The sequence below is a fragment of the Pantoea sp. E2023-21 genome, assembly GCF_051302795.1.
Taxonomy (GTDB): Bacteria; Pseudomonadota; Gammaproteobacteria; order Enterobacterales; family Enterobacteriaceae; genus Pantoea; species Pantoea ludwigii_A.
In genome coordinates this window covers 389,001-405,847 of the sequence record NZ_CP195344.1, presented here as the reverse complement: position 1 = coordinate 405,847, position 16,847 = coordinate 389,001, and the positions used below count along the sequence as shown (strand labels likewise).

The 16,847-nt window shown below is 55.8% G+C and carries 17 protein-coding genes and 1 riboswitch; of the genes, 5 read left to right on the top strand and 12 right to left on the bottom strand.

What is annotated here, in order from left to right; translation table 11 throughout:
- Positions 1–2 precede the first annotated feature (2 nt).
- Positions 3–923, top strand: coding sequence for a polyphosphate kinase 2 (gene ppk2, locus ACRQ84_RS01985; protein WP_483817868.1), 921 nt, complete (start codon positions 3–5; stop codon positions 921–923).
- Here ppk2 and ACRQ84_RS01980 read toward each other — a convergent pair.
- The 4 genes from ACRQ84_RS01980 to ACRQ84_RS01965 form a co-directional block, all read right to left on the bottom strand.
- A complete protein-coding gene (locus tag ACRQ84_RS01980) occupies positions 920–2,128 on the bottom strand; it encodes an MFS transporter (protein ID WP_483817039.1) in 1,209 nt (402 codons plus the stop codon). The two genes, ppk2 and ACRQ84_RS01980, sit on opposite strands and share 4 nt — an antisense overlap.
- 182 nt (positions 2,129–2,310) lie before the next feature.
- The gene (gene dusC / locus ACRQ84_RS01975) at positions 2,311–3,261 is read right to left on the bottom strand and encodes a tRNA dihydrouridine(16) synthase DusC (RefSeq protein ID WP_483817038.1); all 951 of its coding nucleotides are present in this window, start codon (positions 3,259–3,261) and stop codon (positions 2,311–2,313) included.
- A 4-nt stretch (positions 3,262–3,265) separates the two neighbouring features.
- On the bottom strand, positions 3,266–4,657 hold the full coding sequence (gene rhlE / locus ACRQ84_RS01970; RefSeq protein ID WP_064740635.1) for an ATP-dependent RNA helicase RhlE: 1,392 nt from the start codon (positions 4,655–4,657) through the stop codon (positions 3,266–3,268).
- A gap of 215 nt (positions 4,658–4,872) precedes the next feature.
- The gene (locus ACRQ84_RS01965) at positions 4,873–5,265 is read right to left on the bottom strand and encodes a YbhQ family protein (RefSeq protein ID WP_064740634.1); all 393 of its coding nucleotides are present in this window, start codon (positions 5,263–5,265) and stop codon (positions 4,873–4,875) included.
- Between the two features lie 177 nt (positions 5,266–5,442).
- Here ACRQ84_RS01965 and ACRQ84_RS01960 point away from each other — a divergent pair, with 177 nt between their 5' ends.
- The 3 genes from ACRQ84_RS01960 to ACRQ84_RS01950 are packed head-to-tail and all read left to right on the top strand — an operon-like array spanning position 5,443 to position 8,419.
- The gene (locus tag ACRQ84_RS01960) at positions 5,443–6,204 is read left to right on the top strand and encodes an endonuclease/exonuclease/phosphatase family protein (RefSeq protein WP_483817037.1); all 762 of its coding nucleotides are present in this window, start codon (positions 5,443–5,445) and stop codon (positions 6,202–6,204) included.
- Positions 6,201–7,448, top strand: a complete 1,248-nt coding sequence (gene clsB / locus ACRQ84_RS01955) for a cardiolipin synthase ClsB (RefSeq protein WP_064740632.1) — start codon at positions 6,201–6,203, stop codon at positions 7,446–7,448. Before ACRQ84_RS01960 ends, clsB begins: the two co-directional genes overlap by 4 nt.
- Positions 7,445–8,419 (top strand): lysylphosphatidylglycerol synthase domain-containing protein, encoded by a 975-nt coding sequence (locus tag ACRQ84_RS01950; protein WP_064740631.1) that lies wholly within the window; start codon positions 7,445–7,447, stop codon positions 8,417–8,419. Before clsB ends, ACRQ84_RS01950 begins: the two co-directional genes overlap by 4 nt.
- A 119-nt stretch (positions 8,420–8,538) precedes the next feature.
- On the opposite strand, the gene ACRQ84_RS01945 is transcribed toward ACRQ84_RS01950, so the two are convergent.
- The 7 genes from ACRQ84_RS01945 to moaA form a co-directional block, all read right to left on the bottom strand.
- Positions 8,539–9,246 carry a Bax inhibitor-1/YccA family protein gene (locus tag ACRQ84_RS01945; RefSeq protein WP_008102687.1) on the bottom strand — a complete coding sequence of 236 codons (708 nt, stop codon included), beginning with the start codon at positions 9,244–9,246 and terminating at the stop codon, positions 8,539–8,541.
- Between the two features lie 59 nt (positions 9,247–9,305).
- A complete protein-coding gene (locus tag ACRQ84_RS01940) occupies positions 9,306–10,400 on the bottom strand; it encodes a DUF1615 domain-containing protein (RefSeq protein WP_483817867.1) in 1,095 nt (364 codons plus the stop codon).
- Positions 10,401–10,480: 80 nt separating this feature from the next.
- On the bottom strand, positions 10,481–10,936 hold the full coding sequence (moaE, locus tag ACRQ84_RS01935; RefSeq protein WP_483817036.1) for a molybdopterin synthase catalytic subunit MoaE: 456 nt from the start codon (positions 10,934–10,936) through the stop codon (positions 10,481–10,483).
- Complete coding sequence (gene moaD / locus ACRQ84_RS01930) at positions 10,936–11,181, bottom strand: molybdopterin synthase sulfur carrier subunit (protein WP_483817035.1); 246 nt, start codon at positions 11,179–11,181, stop codon at positions 10,936–10,938. The genes moaE and moaD overlap by 1 nt, the downstream gene beginning before the upstream one ends.
- On the bottom strand, positions 11,174–11,659 hold the full coding sequence (gene moaC / locus ACRQ84_RS01925; RefSeq protein ID WP_483817034.1) for a cyclic pyranopterin monophosphate synthase MoaC: 486 nt from the start codon (positions 11,657–11,659) through the stop codon (positions 11,174–11,176). The genes moaD and moaC overlap by 8 nt, the downstream gene beginning before the upstream one ends.
- Before the next feature lie 2 nt (positions 11,660–11,661).
- Positions 11,662–12,177 carry a molybdenum cofactor biosynthesis protein B gene (gene moaB, locus ACRQ84_RS01920; protein WP_064740626.1) on the bottom strand — a complete coding sequence of 172 codons (516 nt, stop codon included), beginning with the start codon at positions 12,175–12,177 and terminating at the stop codon, positions 11,662–11,664.
- 17 nt (positions 12,178–12,194) lie between these two features.
- Entirely contained in the window at positions 12,195–13,181 is a 987-nt protein-coding gene (gene moaA / locus ACRQ84_RS01915) for a GTP 3',8-cyclase MoaA (protein ID WP_064740625.1), read from the bottom strand.
- Positions 13,170–13,306, bottom strand: a riboswitch (molybdenum cofactor riboswitch). Its footprint overlaps the gene before it by 12 nt.
- 196 nt (positions 13,307–13,502) lie before the next feature.
- On the opposite strand from moaA, the gene ACRQ84_RS01910 reads away from it, so the two are divergent.
- Positions 13,503–14,405 (top strand): gluconeogenesis factor YvcK family protein, encoded by a 903-nt coding sequence (locus tag ACRQ84_RS01910; RefSeq protein ID WP_483817033.1) that lies wholly within the window; start codon positions 13,503–13,505, stop codon positions 14,403–14,405.
- An 86-nt stretch (positions 14,406–14,491) separates the two neighbouring features.
- Here ACRQ84_RS01910 and uvrB read toward each other — a convergent pair whose 3' ends face one another.
- Positions 14,492–16,513 carry an excinuclease ABC subunit UvrB gene (gene uvrB, locus ACRQ84_RS01905; RefSeq protein ID WP_483817032.1) on the bottom strand — a complete coding sequence of 674 codons (2,022 nt, stop codon included), beginning with the start codon at positions 16,511–16,513 and terminating at the stop codon, positions 14,492–14,494.
- Between the last annotated feature and the right edge of the window lie 334 nt (positions 16,514–16,847).

The following is a 16,847-nucleotide window of genomic DNA, read 5'->3' as shown; positions in this document are numbered from 1 at the left end:
TGATGGCGACACACGACAATAGTTTCCATAGCGAGACCTTTAACCAGCGTCTGCTGCAGGAATTTTACGACAGCTACGACGAAGAGCTGGAGATGGAACTGGATGACCTGCGTTTTAACCACAGCGGCGAACCACAGGCTGAGGACGATAAAGCCTTTCGTCGCCGCTATTTCCGCGAACTGCTGCATCTGCAAGGCGAGCTGGTCAAGCTGCAAGATTGGGTGATGCGTACCGGACATCGCGTGGTGATTCTGTTTGAAGGGCGCGATGCGGCGGGTAAAGGCGGCGTGATCAAACGCATCACCCAGCGCCTCAATCCGCGCACCTGCCGCGTGGCCGCCCTGCCCGCGCCCAACGATCGCGAGAAAACCCAATGGTATTTTCAGCGCTATATCGCCCATCTTCCAGCCGCCGGTGAGATCGTGATGTTTGACCGTAGCTGGTACAACCGTGCGGGCGTCGAACGCGTGATGGGTTTCTGCGACGAAGATGAAGTGGAAGAGTTTTACCGCATCGTGCCGGAGTTTGAAAAAATGCTGACGCGCAGCGGCATTCAGATTATCAAATATTGGTTCTCGATCACCGATGAAGAGCAGGAACTGCGTTTTCTCAGCCGCATTCACGATCCGCTCAAGCAGTGGAAGCTGAGCCCGATGGATTTGGAAAGCCGGCGTCGTTGGGAAGACTACACCGAGGCGAAAGAGGAGATGCTGGAGCGCACTAACATTGCGGAAGCGCCGTGGTGGGTGGTGCAGGGCGTAGATAAGAAACGTGCGCGCCTCAACTGCATCAGCCATCTGCTGCAGCAGATGCCGTACGAAGAGAGCGAAGCCAAACCGATAATGTTACCGACGCGCGAACGTTCTGAAGACTATCGCCGCGCGCCGGTACCCGAGCACATGGTGGTGCCGGAGAAGTATTAATCGCTCACCGCTTGCGCGGCCGACGGGCGGCCGTGCTGCTGGAGCAGACGCAGCGTGATCGCAAACGCGCCCAGCACCATCAGCGCCGCCGCCAGATAGACCGACTGCATGCCCCAATGCCCAATCAGCAACCCCGCCACCGGACCGGTTAATCCCAGCCCTAAATCCAGAAATGCCGAATAGGTACCCAGCGCCGAGCCCTGATCCTGCTGCTGTACGCGTTTCACCGCTTCAACGCCCAACGCCGGGAACACCAGCGAGAAGCCGCCGCCGGTCAGGAAGGCACCCACATCCACCAGCCAGATGCTGTCGGCCTGCCAAATGAGCAGTAATCCGGCGCACTCCAGCACGAACGACATCAGCGCCACTTTCAAGCCACCAAACCGCGTGATATAGCGGCCAAAACCGAGACGCACGATCACGAAACCGAGGCTGAATAAGGTGAGCGCGAACGCCGCACCGCTCCAGTCGCGGCTGGCAAAATAGAGGGTAATAAAGGTGGAGATCACGCCAAAGCCGATGGTGCCAAAACCGAGCGCCAGGCCAAACATCCATACGCGGCTGACCACGCGATGAAACGGGATACGCACGCCCGCAGTGACGCTGACGCCCGCTTTGCGGCTCGCCATCCAGAATCCGGCAACGCCCATGATCGCCACCAAACCAGCAAAGCCGCTGATGCCAAACCACTGGTTAAGCAGCACGCCAAGCGGCGCACCAATCGCCATAGCGAAGTAAGTCGCCACGCCGTTCCACGAAATGACGCGCGCGGTTTGTAGCGGACCGACAATGTTCATGCCCCACAAGGTCGATCCGGTGCTGCTAAAGCTTTCACCCACGCCGAGGAACAAGCGCCCCGCCGCCAGCAGCGCCAGGCTCAGCAGCGGTACATCGCTGCACAGCGCGGCGATTATCGATAACACGCCGCTCATGCCACAGAACACCAATCCCATCATCACCACGCGTTTTGGACCCAAACGATCTGCCAGACGACCGGAGTGCGGGCGGCTTAACAGCGTGGCAAAGTATTGCAGGCTGATGATCAATCCGGCGATAAACGAGCTGAAACCAAGCTGGTTATGCACAAATCCAGGCAGCACCGCGAGCGGCAAACCCACCGAAAGGTAGCAAAAGAAGGTAAACACAATCACGGAGAGAATACGTTTATTTAACTGAGCATTACTCAGTACAGCGGCGTCAGACATGGAAGATGGCGTCGGGAACGGTGATGAATTGAGGCGTAACTATAACCTTAGCCTGCTAATAGATCGCGGATTTTTTAGTTATAAAGTTTTAACCAGCTTGAGGAAATAATGAACGCACATGTCGTAGCGGCGCGATTTATCGCGCAATAAATTGCGCCGCTACGACATGTGCGTGATGTGAGTTAAACAACAATCACCGATGCATGCCGCTCAATCGCTGTGGCGATCTCGGCGGAGACTTTGAGGGTGCGGACTTCACTGAATAAGCCATCGGCTTCGTGATACGCCTTGCGCAGATAGCCAAGCCACTGCTTGATGCGTGCCACGTGATACATGCCGGTATCGCCCTGCTTCTCCAGCTGGGTATATTTCAACAGCAAAGCGACCACGTCAGGCCATGCCATCGGCGCTTCATTGTACTTCACCACGCGCGCCAGATTTGGCACGTTAAGCGCACCGCGTCCAATCATTACTGCATCGCAACCGGTGATACGCATGCAATCCTGCGCGTCCTGCCAGTTCCAGATTTCACCGTTAGCGATCACCGGAATACGCAGACGCTGGCGGATTTCGCCAATCGCCTGCCAGTTAATACTTTCGGCGCGATAGCCATCTTCTTTGGTACGACCGTGCACGACCAACTCGCTGGCACCGGCTTGCTGCACTGCATCGGCGATTTCAAAGCGACGATCGCCGGAATCCCAGCCAAGGCGCACTTTTACCGTCACCGGCAGATGATCCGGCACCGCCTCACGCATCGCTTTTGCGCCGCGGTAGATCAGTTCGGGATCTTTCAACAAAGTAGCACCGCCGCCGCTGCCGTTGACCAACTTCGACGGACAGCCGCAGTTGAGATCAACGCCCCAGGAACCGAGTTCCACCGCGCGCGCGGCATTCTCTGCCAGCCACTCGGGATATTGCCCGAGCAGCTGCATACGAACGCGCGTGCCTGACGGTGTGCGGCTGTAGTTATGCAGCTCAGGACACAAACGATAGAAGGATTTTACCGGCAGCAGCTGATCGACCACGCGTAAAAACTCAGTCACGCATAAGTCATAATCATTTACCCCGGAGAGCAGCTCACGCACCAGCGAATCGAGCACGCCCTCCATTGGCGCCAGCAAAACCCTCATGACGTTAGGCGTTCCCGGTTTTCTTCGGTGCCGGACGACGACGACCGCTGTTGGCTGCTGGCGCGGCCTGGCTGGCGCCCTGCGCTGGACGACGCGCTGAACGCGCTTCACCCTGCGGACGTGGTGCATTGCCGCTGTGCGGACGAGAGACATTGCCGCCCTGACCGCGCCCCTGACCTTGACCACGCCCCTGACCCTGACCGCGACCACCGCCCTGCTGCTGACGACCGTTCTGGATTGGCTCCGCTTTGATGCTTGGATCGACTTCGAAACCAGGCAGCTCAATACGCGGAATTTCACGCTTCAGCAGACGCTCGATATCACGCAGCAGTTTGTGTTCATCGACGCACACTAGCGACAGTGCCACGCCGGTTGCCGCTGCACGGCCGGTACGACCGATGCGGTGAACGTAATCTTCCGCCACGTTTGGCAGCTCGTAGTTCACCACGTGCGGCAGCTCTTCGATATCCAGACCGCGCGCCGCAATGTCGGTGGCAACCAACACGCGAATGCCACCGGATTTGAAGTCAGCCAATGCACGGGTACGTGCGCCCTGGCTCTTGTTGCCGTGAATCGCTGCGGCGGTAATGCCGTCTTTGTTCAGCTGTTCAGCCAGGTGATTTGCACCGTGTTTGGTACGGGTGAACACCAGCACTTGCTGCCAGTTATCACGACCAATCATCAGCGACAGCAGTTCCCGCTTGCGCTTCTTATCAACGAAATGTACTTGCTGTGAAACTTGCTCAGACGCGGTATTACGACGCGCGACTTCAACCTGTTCTGGGTTGGTGAGCAGTTTTTCCGCCAGTGTTTTGATCTCGTCGGAGAAGGTCGCGGAGAACAGCAGGTTTTGACGCTTAGCGGGCAGACGCGCCAGCACGCGACGGATGTCGTGGATGAAGCCCATATCGAGCATACGATCCGCTTCATCCAGCACGAGGATTTCAACCTGTGACAGATCAACCGCGTTCTGGTGCGCCAGATCGAGCAGACGGCCCGGTGTGGCCACCAGCACGTCAACGCCGCCGCGCAGTTTCATCATCTGCGGGTTAATGCTGACGCCGCCGAATACCACCAGCGAACGGATATCGAGATATTGGCTGTACTCACGCACGTTCTCGCCAACCTGAGCCGCCAGTTCGCGGGTCGGGGTGAGGATCAACGCACGCACCGGACGGCGGCCACGCGCCGCTGACGGTTTTGCCGTGAGACGCTGCAGCAACGGCAGCGTAAAGCCGGCGGTTTTACCCGTGCCGGTTTGGGCGCTCGCCAACAGGTCACGACCTGCCAGCACTACAGGAATGGCCTGACGCTGAATTGGCGTCGGCTCTTGGTAGCCTTGTTCTGCTACCGCACGCAAAATATCGGCACTTAAGCCGAGAGAGTCAAATGACATGCAGGTGTATTACTCCGAACCGTCCTGACCGCCGTTAGCGGTGTAGTTTTCAGGAGGGATATGACGCAAGCGCGGGGCTCACGTGTGAAAAGGGCACAAACTACCATGCGTAAGGGCGCGAGTTTAGCAGCTTTCCGCCGTTACAGCATCCATAAAAAAAGGAGCCGCATGTGGCTCCTTTTTATTGAGTCCGCATTGCTGCGGTCCTCAATCGATTAACTGCGCTTCTTCTCGATGCGGCGAACCGGTTCTTTCGCCAGCAGAGAAACCAGCGCCGGCCCCACCAACATCACCACGCCGAGCATACCAATCAGCAAATTATTGTGGATAAAGCGGGAGATCAGGAACAGCGTTAACATTGCTGCACCAAAGTAGTAAGTGGTGGTCACCTCTTCGAGGGAATCACCCATTCTACGTAAACGGGCACTACGCTGCATGACCAGCATGGTAATAAATACCACCGCATAAGCTGCCACCAGGGTACTGCTCACTTCAACCAGCGCCCTATGTTTCCAGCCCCAAACCAGCGCAGCAACCACCAGCAGGTGCATTGCAATGTGCAAACAGGTTTGTCCGGTAACAATCTGAACACGATTAGACCATTTCATTCTCTTCTCCTGGCAGACCCAATAGGTCGCCCAAGTGTATCTGGCTGGAGGCCAGACGAACGTCCTCAATGTAAAGCAAATTTCGGATTACGCCCTAATTTTCTGCCCTTAACACCACTCATTTGTGACAAAGACTACACTTTGTGCTGTTGATGATGAAAAGGAGCGCGTCGCAGTATGCCACAAAATAAGCAAGGATTTTCATTTAAAGTCCTGACGATCAATACCCACAAGGGGTTCACCAGCTTCAATCGTCGCTTTATCCTGCCGGAGTTGCGTGACGCTGTCCGTGCAACCTCAGCGGATATTGTCTTCCTGCAAGAGGTGATGGGCACCCACGCTATCCATTCGCTAAACGTTAATAACTGGCCGGAAACCTCGCATTACGAGTTTCTGGCCGATACCATGTGGGACGATTTCGCCTACGGCCGCAACGCCGTTTATCCTGAGGGACATCACGGGAACGCGATATTGTCACGATTTCCCATCATTGAATATGAAAACCGCGATATTTCCGTCGCCGGGAGTGAAAAGCGCGGCATGTTGCACTGCAAGATCCGCCTGCCGGATCGGGCCGAGCCGCTGCATGTGTTTTGCGTGCATCTCGGCCTGAAGGAGAAGCATCGCCAGGCGCAAATGAAGATGATGTGCGACTTCATTGATACGCTGCCACCCGATGCGCCATTGGTCGTGGCAGGTGATTTCAATGACTGGCAGGTTAGCGCCAATCGCTTTCTTAAACGCGCGGTCGGCTTAGAGGAAGTATTCAGTATCAAAACCGGTCGCCCTGCCCGCACCTTCCCGGCACGTTTCCCGTTGCTGAGGCTCGATCGTATCTACATCCGCAACGCCACGGTGAGTAAACCCTGGGCGTTACCGGTTAAACCCTGGTCCCACCTGTCCGATCATGCGCCGTTAGCGGTGGAGATTTTCCTATGAGTTTCAATTGGCGCGACGGTAACCAGCTCCGTCTGTTAGAAAATGGGGACCAATTTTTCCCGCGCGTATTGGGCGCGATCCAACGCGCCGAGCGCACGCTGCTGCTGGAAACCTTCATTCTGTTTGAAGATGAAGTGGGCACAGACCTGCACGAAGCACTGTTGCAGGCGGCGCAGCGCGGCGTGAAAGTCGAAGTGATGGTGGATGGCTACGGCTCGCCAGATCTGTCCGATCGGTTTGTTGATAGCCTGACGGCCGCCGGCGTGCGTTTTATCTATTACGATCCGCGTCCGCTGGTACTCGGCATGCGTACCAATGTGTTTCGTCGTCTGCACCGCAAAATTGTGGTGATCGATGACGCGATCGCCTTTGTCGGCGGCATTAATTTCTCTGCCGAACACAACATCGATTTCGGTGCGCAAGCCAAACAGGATTATGCGGTGGAGGTGAAAGGTCCGGTGGTGCTGGATATTACCCAATATGTGCAGCAACAAATGGGCAGCGAACAGCACACCCGGCGCTGGTGGGGCGCGCGTTCCCATCGTCCGGCGGTGAATGCGATGCCCGGCGAAGCGCAGGTGCTGTTTGTGTATCGCGATAACGACGAACACCGCGATGACATTGAGCAGCATTATCTCGCCATGCTGCGCAAGGCACAGAAGGACGTGATCATCGCAAATGCCTACTTCTTCCCTGGCTATCGCCTGCTGCGTGAGATGCGCAGCGCGGCACAGCGCGGCGTACGTGTGAGGCTAATTGTGCAAGGCGAACCCGATATGCCGATTGTGAAAGTCGGGGCCGAGTTGTTGTACAACTATCTGGTCGATGGCGGCGTAGAAGTGTATGAATACTGTCGCCGCCCGCTGCACGGCAAAATTGCGGTACAGGATCAGCAGTGGTCTACCGTCGGCTCCAGTAACCTCGATCCGCTGAGTTTGTCGCTCAATCTGGAAGCCAATTTGATGGTGCACGATCGCGCCTTCAACCAGACGCTGCGTGACAATCTGGAATTGCTGATTCAGCAGGACTGCGTACGCGTGGACGATGACAAACTGCCGCCGCGCAACTGGTGGCAGCTGACCAAAGGCGTGATTGTGTTCCACTTTTTACGCCATTTCCCGGCCATCGCTGGCTGGTTGCCTGCGCATACGCCGCGTTTGTCACAGGTCGCTCCACCGGTACAACCCGAAATGGAAACCCAGGATCGGGTCGAAGCCGATAACTCAGGAGCAAAACCCTCATGACGAAAAAGAATCCGCGCTGGCAATTGACGAAGAAAATCCTTACCTGGCTGTTTTTTATCGCGGTGATCGTGCTGCTGGTGGTGTATGCGCGCAAGGTGAACTGGGAAGATGTCTATACCGTCATCGTCGGCTATAACCGCTATGTGGTGTTGAGCGCCGCCGCCCTGGTGGTGGTGAGTTATCTCACCTATGGCCTGTACGATTTGATCGGGCGCGCTTACTGCGGTCATAAGTTGGCGAAGCGTCAGGTGATGCTGGTGTCGTTTATCTGTTATGCCTTTAACCTGACGCTCAGTACCTGGGTTGGCGGTGTGGCGATGCGCTATCGGCTCTACTCGCGACTCGGTTTGCCAGGTAACACCATTACGCGCATTTTCTCGCTGAGTATCGCCACCAACTGGCTTGGCTACATTTTGCTGGCGGGCGTCGTATTTGCAGCGGGCATGGTGCCGATCCCGTCCGGTTGGTTTATTGGTGAAACCACGCTGCGCATCATCGGTGCCGCGCTATTAGTGGTCGTCGCAATCTACTTGTGGGCCTGTGCGTTCTCAAAGAAACGTCGCTGGACGGTGAAAGGCCAACATCTGCAGTTGCCTTCGCTGCGCATGGCATTGTTCCAGTTTGCGGTGTCCTGCGCCAACTGGATGGTGATGGGGATGATTATCTGGCTGCTACTGGCGCGGCAAGTGGATTATCCCATCGTGCTGGGCGTGCTGTTGATCAGCAGTATTGCTGGGGTGATTATTCATATTCCGGCTGGGATTGGCGTTCTTGAAGCGGTATTTTTGGCGCTGTTAAGCGGGCAGCATGCGTCGCACGGCACCATCATCGCGGCGCTACTGGCTTATCGTGTGCTCTACTTTATTCTGCCGCTGTTGGTGGCGCTGGTGCTGTATTTGTGGCTGGAAAGTCGCGCAAAACATTTGCGGCAGAAGAATGAACAGAAGATGGAGAAATCAGTTTCGCGCTAGAGATCTTCGTAGGGTCGGCATTGATGGCGACCCTACAACACCGCATTCGTAGGATGCGCATTTATGCGCATCCGGATGACGGTCGCCATGAATGGCGACCCTACGAAAATATGCGAGATTTAACGGCGGTTGCCGAAAATACGCAGCAGCATCAGGAACAGGTTGATGAAGTCGAGATACAGCGTCAACGCGCCCATGATTGAGGTGCGACGCAGGTTCTCTTTGTCATTCACATTGATGTTTTCACCAATCGCTTTCAGCTTTTGCGTGTCATAGGCGGTTAAGCCGACAAACACCACCACGCCAATGTAGGTAATCGCCCACATTAACGCCGGGCTTTTCAGCCAGAAGTTCACCAGTGACGCCAGCAGAATACCAATCAGCGCCATAAACAGCAGGCTGCCAAAGCGGCTCAGATCGCGCTTAGTGGTGTAGCCGTAGAAGCTCATCGCCCCGAACATCCCGGCCGTTACAAAGAAAGTGCTGGCAATGGATGAATAGGTGTAGACGAGGAAAATACTCGCCATGGTTAAGCCGGTTAGCGCCGAATAGAGCATAAACAGTGCGGTCGCCACCGCGCCACTCATACGTTGCACCATGCCAGACAGTACAAACACCAGCGCCAGCTGTGCGATGATCAAACCGAAGAAAGTGATGCGATTCGCAAATACCAGTTCCATTACTGCAGGTGTGCGGGCAGCAAACCACGATACAAACGCGGTGAGCAGCAAGCCGCAGGTCATCCAGCCATACACCTGTGCCATGTAGGTCTGCAGCGAGGTGGATGCCTGTTGCACGATTGAATCATTACGTGGATATCGATCCATGAAGCGCCTCATTAAATGTTAGACAAACTCTGTAAGTGTGGAGTGTACACCCGTTTGCGTCAACGGCGTGTCAAGCACTGTTGATAGCGGCCATTTACGCGCTGAGCAAACCACGCGGTGGTGAGATTGCGGGTAATTTTCGGGCTTTCCAATTTGATACCCGGCAGCATTTCTCGTGGCAGACGTTTACCGGCCATCTTATCGGCGAGAATAAAGGTCTGTTTCCACAGTGTGCTGCTGGCGAAGTCGGCTGTGTCACCCTTCTCCAGATCGCGGCGGATTTCACGATTGCTCATGTCCAACTGCTTGCTCAGGCTGCGTACCGCCAGTTCAGTGGAACCGGCCTGCTCGCTTCCATAAACGATCAGGTCGCCATCAAGTGCCAGCTTGATGCCGCTGGCACGGGCGATGGCCGCCTGGAATGCGGCGTTGCGGCTGGCATACCAACCGGCGTTGAAGTCGGCGAAACGGTACAGCGGCTGGCTGTAATCGGCGGGATAGCCGAGCAAATGCAGCGTGCCGAAGTAGATGCCACCGCGTCGGGTAAAGACTTCACGGCGAATCGAGCCGTCAACCGCATACGGATAACCTTTGGCGTGCGCTTCAGCAAACTCAATGCTGACCTGCATCGGCCCGCCGGTGTGAATTGGGTTGAGGTTACCAAACAGCTTCTGCCCCATCGGCACCATATCAATGAAATCATCAAAGATGGCGCTCAGCTCTTTTTCGCTGCGCACTTTATCCAGACGCGACGCATAGCTCTCACCGTTCGGTGATTTGATCAGCAGCGCGGTGCGCACCAGAAACGCCGGAACGTGGACTTTGGCGGCGCGGCGATCGATTTCACCCCAGGCAATTTTCGGTAAGCCCGGCACCACCGCATCGGCACTGAAGTTAGATTCCTGATCGGTAACGGCAATCACCGCACAGATATTGCTGACGCTGGCATCGATTTGCTGCACGCGGAACGCGGTATAGATGTCGTCGGCCCAGGCCGATTTTTGCGTCACGTCGCTGGGCAACAGCTGTTGAATTTGGCTCTTCACATCGGCGGGCTGTCGCGCCGGTGCCTGCGGCTCTTTTTTCGTGCTACAACCGGCCAGCACCAGCGCAGCCAGCAATGCTGCGCCTTTCATTATCTTGCTCGTGTTCATCATAATCCCTGACGCCAACAAAAACCGTACCTTAACGTTTTCAGTGGCCTGCCGCTATCGGAGCGGGAAGATTTTGCGCGCTAGCTCCAGCGCTCAGCGGCCTGATGATCGCTGTCGCGGGCATCAACCCAACGATCGCCTGCGGCAGTGGCTTCGCGCTTCCAGAACGGCGCGCGGGTTTTCAGGTAGTCCATGATGAACTCGGTGGCGGCGAAGGCGCTGCCGCGATGCGCGCTGCTGACGCCAACAAACACAATTTCGTCGCCGGGGAACAGTTCGCCAACGCGATGAATCACCGTCACCTGCTGCAGTGCCCAGCGCTGACGTGCGTCCGCGACGATATCCGCTAGCGCCTTTTCCGTCATGCCGGGGTAATGTTCCAGCGTCAATGCCGCCACGCTGGCGCCGAGATTGTGATTGCGCACTTTACCGGTGAATGTCACGACCGCGCCGTCGCTGTCATGCGCGGCGAGTTTTTCATACTCTTCGCCGACGTTGAAAGGCTCTGCACTCACACGAATCCGCGTTTCCATCATCAGCCTCCGGTGACCGGCGGGAAAAAGGCCACTTCATCACCCGCACGCAGCGGATGACTCATCGGCACCAGCGTTTGGTTGACCGCGGCCAGCAACTTGCCGGACTCCAGCGCCAGCGCCCAGCGATCGCCCTTCTCCGCTAACGCCGCTCGCAAGGTCGCGACGTCGCCATATTCAGCTGCCAACTCAAGCGCGCTGGTGCCGGTCAGTTCACGTACCTGGGCAAAAAACAGCACCTTAATCATGGCTCACCGCCTTGAAGTCGCCGGACTTGCCGCCGCTTTTGCTCAGCAAACGCAGTTGGTCAATGACGATGTCCTTTTGCACTGCTTTGCACATGTCATAGATGGTAAGTGCCGCGACGGATGCCGCCGTCAACGCTTCCATCTCGACGCCGGTTTTACCGGTCAGACGACAGAGCGAGGTGACGCGCACGCGGCTATGTTGCGGTTCCGCCAGCAAGGTGACTTCCACTTTGCTCAGCATCAGCGGATGACAGAGCGGAATCAGTTCCCAGGTGCGTTTTGCCGCCTGAATACCGGCGATGCGCGCGGTGGCGAACACGTCACCTTTATGATGGCTGCCGTCAATAATCATCTGCAGCGTTTCGGCGCTCATCAGCACTAGCGCTTCAGCCTGAGCTTCGCGCACCGTTTCGGTTTTGCTGGAGACATCCACCATGTGGGCTTCGCCAGCGGCATTGATATGGGTTAAGGATGACATACTTACAACTTCTTCAAATGTGAGACGAAATTACACGGACGCGTACGCGCATCCAGTTGATCTTCAATAATGCGTTCCCAGGCGCTGCGGCAGGCATTGGTCGATCCCGGCACGGCAAAAATCAGCGTCTGATTGGCTAATCCGGCCACCGCACGCGACTGTAGCGTCGAGCTGCCAATTTCTTCATAAGAGATCATGCGGAACAGCTCGCCAAAGCCTTCAATTTCGCGATCGAGCAGCGGCAGCAATGCTTCTGGCGTGCTGTTTTTACTGTTAAAACCGGTGCCGCCATTGACGATCACGACTTGCACATCGTCGCTGGCAATCCAGCGCGACACCGTGGCACGAATACGGTAGCGGTTATCCGGCACAAGCGCGCGATCCACCACCTGATGCCCGGCTTCCGCCAGCGCTTCGCGCAGATAATCGCCCGATGTGTCATTGCCGGCATCGCGGCTATCAGAGACGGTCATCACCGCCACATTTAAGGCGACAAAGTCGCCGGTTGGTTTACCCATGGCCGTAACTCCTGTGTTTAGCCACCAATAAAGGAGAGATTTTGCGTGATGCCGGTATTGCCCTGATGCAGGAAATGCGTCTGCTTTTTCTGTCCAAGGCTGTGCGCAATGCGCGCCTGCAACTCATCCTGCTGATCGTCAGAGGCCAACAGATCGCGCAACGAGACGCCGCCGTCACCAAACAGGCACAGATGCAGATTGCCCAGTGCCGACACGCGCAGGCGGTTGCAGCTGGCGCAGAAATCTTTCTCATAAGGCATGATCAGGCCCACTTCGCCCTGATAATCGGGATGTCGGAACACCTGCGCCGGACCGTCGCTGCGGCCGCGCGGCTGGCGCTGCCAACCTTGCAGAATCAGTTGATCGCGGATCACTTCACCGGAGATATGATGGCGGCGGAACAGATCGCTGCCTTCGCCGGTTTCCATCAGCTCGATAAAGCGTAATTGAATCGGGCGCAGGCGCAGCCATTCAAGGAAGGTACTGAGACTGTGGCTGTTCACGTCGCGCATCAACACGCTGTTGACTTTCACTTTCTCGAAACCGGCCTCAAAAGCAGCATCAATTCCCGCCATCACTTCGGCAAATTTGTCCTGCCCGGTAATAGCGTGAAACTGGCGCGCATCGAGGCTATCGACGCTGACGTTGATATGGGTGAGGCCAGCAGCGCGCCACGCACCCACGTCGCGCGCCATGCGGTAACCGTTCGTGGTCATCGCTATCTGGCGAATGGCGGCGTTTTCACGCACGGCGGCGATTATGTCGGTGAAATCACGACGCATGGAAGGTTCGCCACCGGTCAGGCGCACTTTTTCCGTGCCCGCAGCCGCAAAGGCACGCGTCACGCGACGAATCTCATCCAGCGAGAGAAAGCTCTTATTATGCGTACCGTTCGGCTTGTAGCCGTTTGGTAAGCAGTAGGTACAACGGAAGTTACACACATCCGTGACCGACAGGCGCAGATAGTAAAAGCTGCGCGCGTAGGCATCTGTAAATTGTGGCACCTGAACACCTTTCCAAAGTCGGGAGATGCAGTCATTTCTTTCTGCACCCTGGCAGCTCAAGGCTGCGGCCTGCATTCCCTATCGTTAACGACTTAGGAACCCAGGCTTGGGAGTTTGTTGTCATTGTGGACAACACGGTTAAAACGAATGGTAGCGCGATTAGCGATTCGCATCCATCAGTGAATTTCGCTATATATCTTGATGTATAACGTATTTTTCACCGCATTTTCGCGACAGGATACGGTAAAATGCACCCCAGATATTGATGCACATCAGTTCAACTGCGCCTCAACGCGAGGATGTCGGTGACAAAGGAGAAACATGAATCGAACCCTGGCAGATTTGGATCGCGTAGTGGCATTAGGTGGCGGGCACGGTCTGGGCCGCGTGATGTCGGCGCTGGCGCCGTTAGGCTCGCGCTTAACCGGCATCGTCACCACCACCGATAACGGCGGCTCCACCGGCCGCATTCGCCGCTCGGAAGGCGGCATTGCGTGGGGCGATATGCGTAACTGCATCAATCAGCTGATCACCGAACCGAGCGTCGCTACCGCGATGTTTGAGTATCGTTTTAGCGGTAATGGCGAGCTGGCCGGACACAATCTTGGCAACCTGATGCTTAAGGCGCTTGATCACCTTAGCGTGCGCCCGCTGGAAGCCATCAATATCATCCGCAATCTCCTCAAGGTAGATGCCTTTCTGATTCCAATGTCAGAACAGCCGGTCGATCTGGTGGCGCAGGATGGTGAAGGCAATATGGTGTACGGCGAAACCGCGATTGATGAGATGAAGCAGCCGCCGGAAGAGTTGATGTTGCATCCAAACGTATTGCCAACGCGCGAAGCCATAGACGCAGTGGGCGAAGCGGATTTGATTCTCATTGGGCCTGGCAGCTTTTACACCAGCCTGATGCCGATCTTGTTGATGGAAGATATGGCCCGCGCACTGCGTCGTACGCCAGCCACCATGGTATTTATTGGCAACCTGGGTCGCGAGCTGAGCGCCGCAGCGGCCAGCCTGAATGTGGCCGATAAACTGGCGATCATGGAAAAAGCCATTGGTAAGCGCGTTATCGATGCCGTGGTGGTGAGCCCGGCAGCCGATATTAGCGGTGTGGAACAGCGTTTAATCATTCGTGAACCGCTGGAAGCCGCCGATATCAAATATCGCCATGACCGCCAGCTGCTGCGCATTGCGCTGGAACACGCGATTCAAGCCGTTTAGTTTCCAGGTGCGCATCAATGCGCACCCTACGAAAACCCCACTGAATCCGCGTAGGGGCGCCATTCATGGCGACCTAAATACAACGATCACGAAGCCGCAATAAACAGCTCGCGCAGTTGATGTAGCTGATCGCGCACGCTGGCGGCTTCTTCAAACTCCAGATTCTGCGCGTGTTGCTGCATCTGCCCTTCCAGCTCGTGAATTTTCTTCTGCATCGCCTGCGGCGTAAGCGCCATGTAATTGGCTTCCGCTTCTGCTGCAGTACGTGACGCGGTTTTGCCTTTACCGCGCGTTTTAACCACGTTTTTGCCGAGCTCAAGAATATCGGTGATTTTCTTGTTGAGCCCTTGCGGCACGATGCCGTTCTCTTCGTTGTATTTTTGCTGCTTCTCGCGACGGCGCTCGGTTTCGCCCATCGCGCGTTCCATCGACGGCGTGATTTTGTCGGCGTAGAGAATCGCCCGGCCGTTAATGTTACGCGCGGCGCGGCCTATGGTCTGAATCAACGAACGCTCCGAGCGCAGGAAGCCCTCTTTATCGGCATCCAGAATCGCCACCAGCGACACTTCCGGCATATCCAGGCCTTCTCGCAGTAGGTTAATGCCGACCAGCACATCAAATTCGCCAAGGCGTAAATCGCGGATAATCTCCATACGTTCCACAGTATCGATATCCGAGTGCAGATAGCGCACCTTCTCGCCGTGCTCAACCAGATATTCAGTGAGATCTTCCGCCATGCGCTTGGTCAATACGGTGACCAGCACGCGCTCATTGATCTCGACACGCTTGCGGATTTCCGACAGCAAATCGTCGACCTGCGTCGCCACCGGACGCACTTCCAGAATCGGATCCAGCAGGCCCGTTGGACGCACCAGCTGATCAATCACTTCGCTGCCAGATTTTTCCAGCTCGTAGTTGCCCGGCGTCGCCGAAACATAAATGGTTTGTGGGGCTGCCGCTTCAAACTCTTCAAACTTCATCGGGCGGTTATCCAGCGCCGACGGCAAACGGAAACCGTATTCTACTAGCGTCTCTTTACGCGCGCGGTCACCGCGATACATGCCGCCAATCTGCGGAATGGTCACGTGCGATTCGTCGACCACCAGCAGGCCATCAGCCGGTAAGTAGTCGAACAAGGTCGGCGGCGGCTCACCCGGTCCGCGTCCCGAGAGATAGCGGGAGTAGTTTTCGATACCGGAGCAGTACCCCAACTCGTTCATCATCTCGAGATCGAACTGAGTACGCTGGGAAATACGCTGCTCTTCAAGCAGCTTATTGTTATCCATAAGCACCTTGCGGCGATCCACCAGTTCGACTTTGATGTCTTCCATCGCCTGCAGAATACGCTCGCGCGGCGTTACGTAGTGCGTTTTGGGATAGACGGTAAAGCGCGGGATCACCGAATCGATCTGACCCGTCAGCGGATCGAACAGCGATAGCCGTTCAACTTCTTCATCAAACAGTTCGATACGCAGCGCAATGTCATCCGATTCCGCCGGGAACACATCGATCACCTCGCCGCGCACGCGGAAGGTACCGCGCTGGAAGGCCTGATCGTTGCGACTGTATTGCAACTCCGCCAGACGACGCAGAATACTGCGCTGATCGATAATCATGCCGCGCGTCAGATGCAGCATCATTTTCAAGTAGAGATCGGGATCGCCCAAACCGTAGATCGCCGACACCGAGGCCACCACAATCACATCACGACGCTCCAGCAGTGCTTTGGTCGCCGACAGACGCATCTGTTCAATGTGCTCATTCACCGACGCGTCTTTTTCAATAAAGGTGTCAGAGCTCGGCACATAGGCTTCAGGCTGATAGTAATCGTAATAAGAGACGAAAAACTCCACCGCGTTATCCGGGAAAAACTCCTTCATTTCACCGTACAGCTGCGCCGCCAATGTTTTATTGGGTGCCAGCACCATGGTGGGTCGATTGAGATCGGCAATCACGTTCGCCACGGTAAAGGTTTTACCTGAGCCCGTAACGCCCAACAGCGTTTGATGCGCGAGTCCATCTTCCAGCCCCTCTTCGAGACGGCGAATCGCCTCAGGTTGATCGCCTGAAGGCTTGAAATCGGAGTTGAGTTTGAAGGCTTTGCTCATGTTTTGGCGGTTCCAGCTGGTGAAGTCGGCGGGCAGGCTGCTAATTCTACTCTGCTATGGGGAATTTGCCAGAAAAAAATACTGGACATAATCACAGTAAAATTGCACGATAATGGCACCTTAGGTCGATTTTCTTCAGCGTAATTGAAGCGGCGAGCAGCAAGCTGTTGTTGCGTAATGTTATCCCCAAGCGGAGGACGCTTTTAACATTTGTCAATAGAGTGTCATTAAATTGCAGTTCGATGACAAGGCAGATAATTCGCATGCTTGATTTTAACTAACCTACTGTTTTAATTGACATTGACCCAAAAGCCCAGTTTCTCATCATAATGTG

Excerpts from the sequence above, each read along its gene's own strand:
- uvrB (WP_483817032.1), bottom strand. The coding sequence starts at position 16,513 with ATGAGCAAAGCCTTCAAACTCAACTCCGATTTCAAGCCTTCAGGCGAT.
- moaE (WP_483817036.1), bottom strand. The coding sequence starts at position 10,936 with ATGATGGAAACGCGGATTCGTGTGAGTGCAGAGCCTTTCAACGTCGGC.
- moaD (WP_483817035.1), bottom strand. The coding sequence starts at position 11,181 with ATGATTAAGGTGCTGTTTTTTGCCCAGGTACGTGAACTGACCGGCACC.
- moaC (WP_483817034.1), bottom strand. The coding sequence starts at position 11,659 with ATGTCATCCTTAACCCATATCAATGCCGCTGGCGAAGCCCACATGGTG.
- ACRQ84_RS01950 (WP_064740631.1), top strand. The coding sequence starts at position 7,445 with ATGACGAAAAAGAATCCGCGCTGGCAATTGACGAAGAAAATCCTTACC.
- rhlE (WP_064740635.1), bottom strand. The coding sequence starts at position 4,657 with ATGTCATTTGACTCTCTCGGCTTAAGTGCCGATATTTTGCGTGCGGTA.
- ACRQ84_RS01960 (WP_483817037.1), top strand. The coding sequence starts at position 5,443 with ATGCCACAAAATAAGCAAGGATTTTCATTTAAAGTCCTGACGATCAAT.
- ACRQ84_RS01910 (WP_483817033.1), top strand. The coding sequence starts at position 13,503 with ATGAATCGAACCCTGGCAGATTTGGATCGCGTAGTGGCATTAGGTGGC.
- ACRQ84_RS01945 (WP_008102687.1), bottom strand. The coding sequence starts at position 9,246 with ATGGATCGATATCCACGTAATGATTCAATCGTGCAACAGGCATCCACC.
- ACRQ84_RS01940 (WP_483817867.1), bottom strand. The coding sequence starts at position 10,400 with ATGAACACGAGCAAGATAATGAAAGGCGCAGCATTGCTGGCTGCGCTG.
- clsB (WP_064740632.1), top strand. The coding sequence starts at position 6,201 with ATGAGTTTCAATTGGCGCGACGGTAACCAGCTCCGTCTGTTAGAAAAT.
- ACRQ84_RS01965 (WP_064740634.1), bottom strand. The coding sequence starts at position 5,265 with ATGAAATGGTCTAATCGTGTTCAGATTGTTACCGGACAAACCTGTTTG.
- ppk2 (WP_483817868.1), top strand. The coding sequence starts at position 3 with ATGGCGACACACGACAATAGTTTCCATAGCGAGACCTTTAACCAGCGT.
- dusC (WP_483817038.1), bottom strand. The coding sequence starts at position 3,261 with ATGAGGGTTTTGCTGGCGCCAATGGAGGGCGTGCTCGATTCGCTGGTG.
- ACRQ84_RS01980 (WP_483817039.1), bottom strand. The coding sequence starts at position 2,128 with ATGTCTGACGCCGCTGTACTGAGTAATGCTCAGTTAAATAAACGTATT.
- moaB (WP_064740626.1), bottom strand. The coding sequence starts at position 12,177 with ATGGGTAAACCAACCGGCGACTTTGTCGCCTTAAATGTGGCGGTGATG.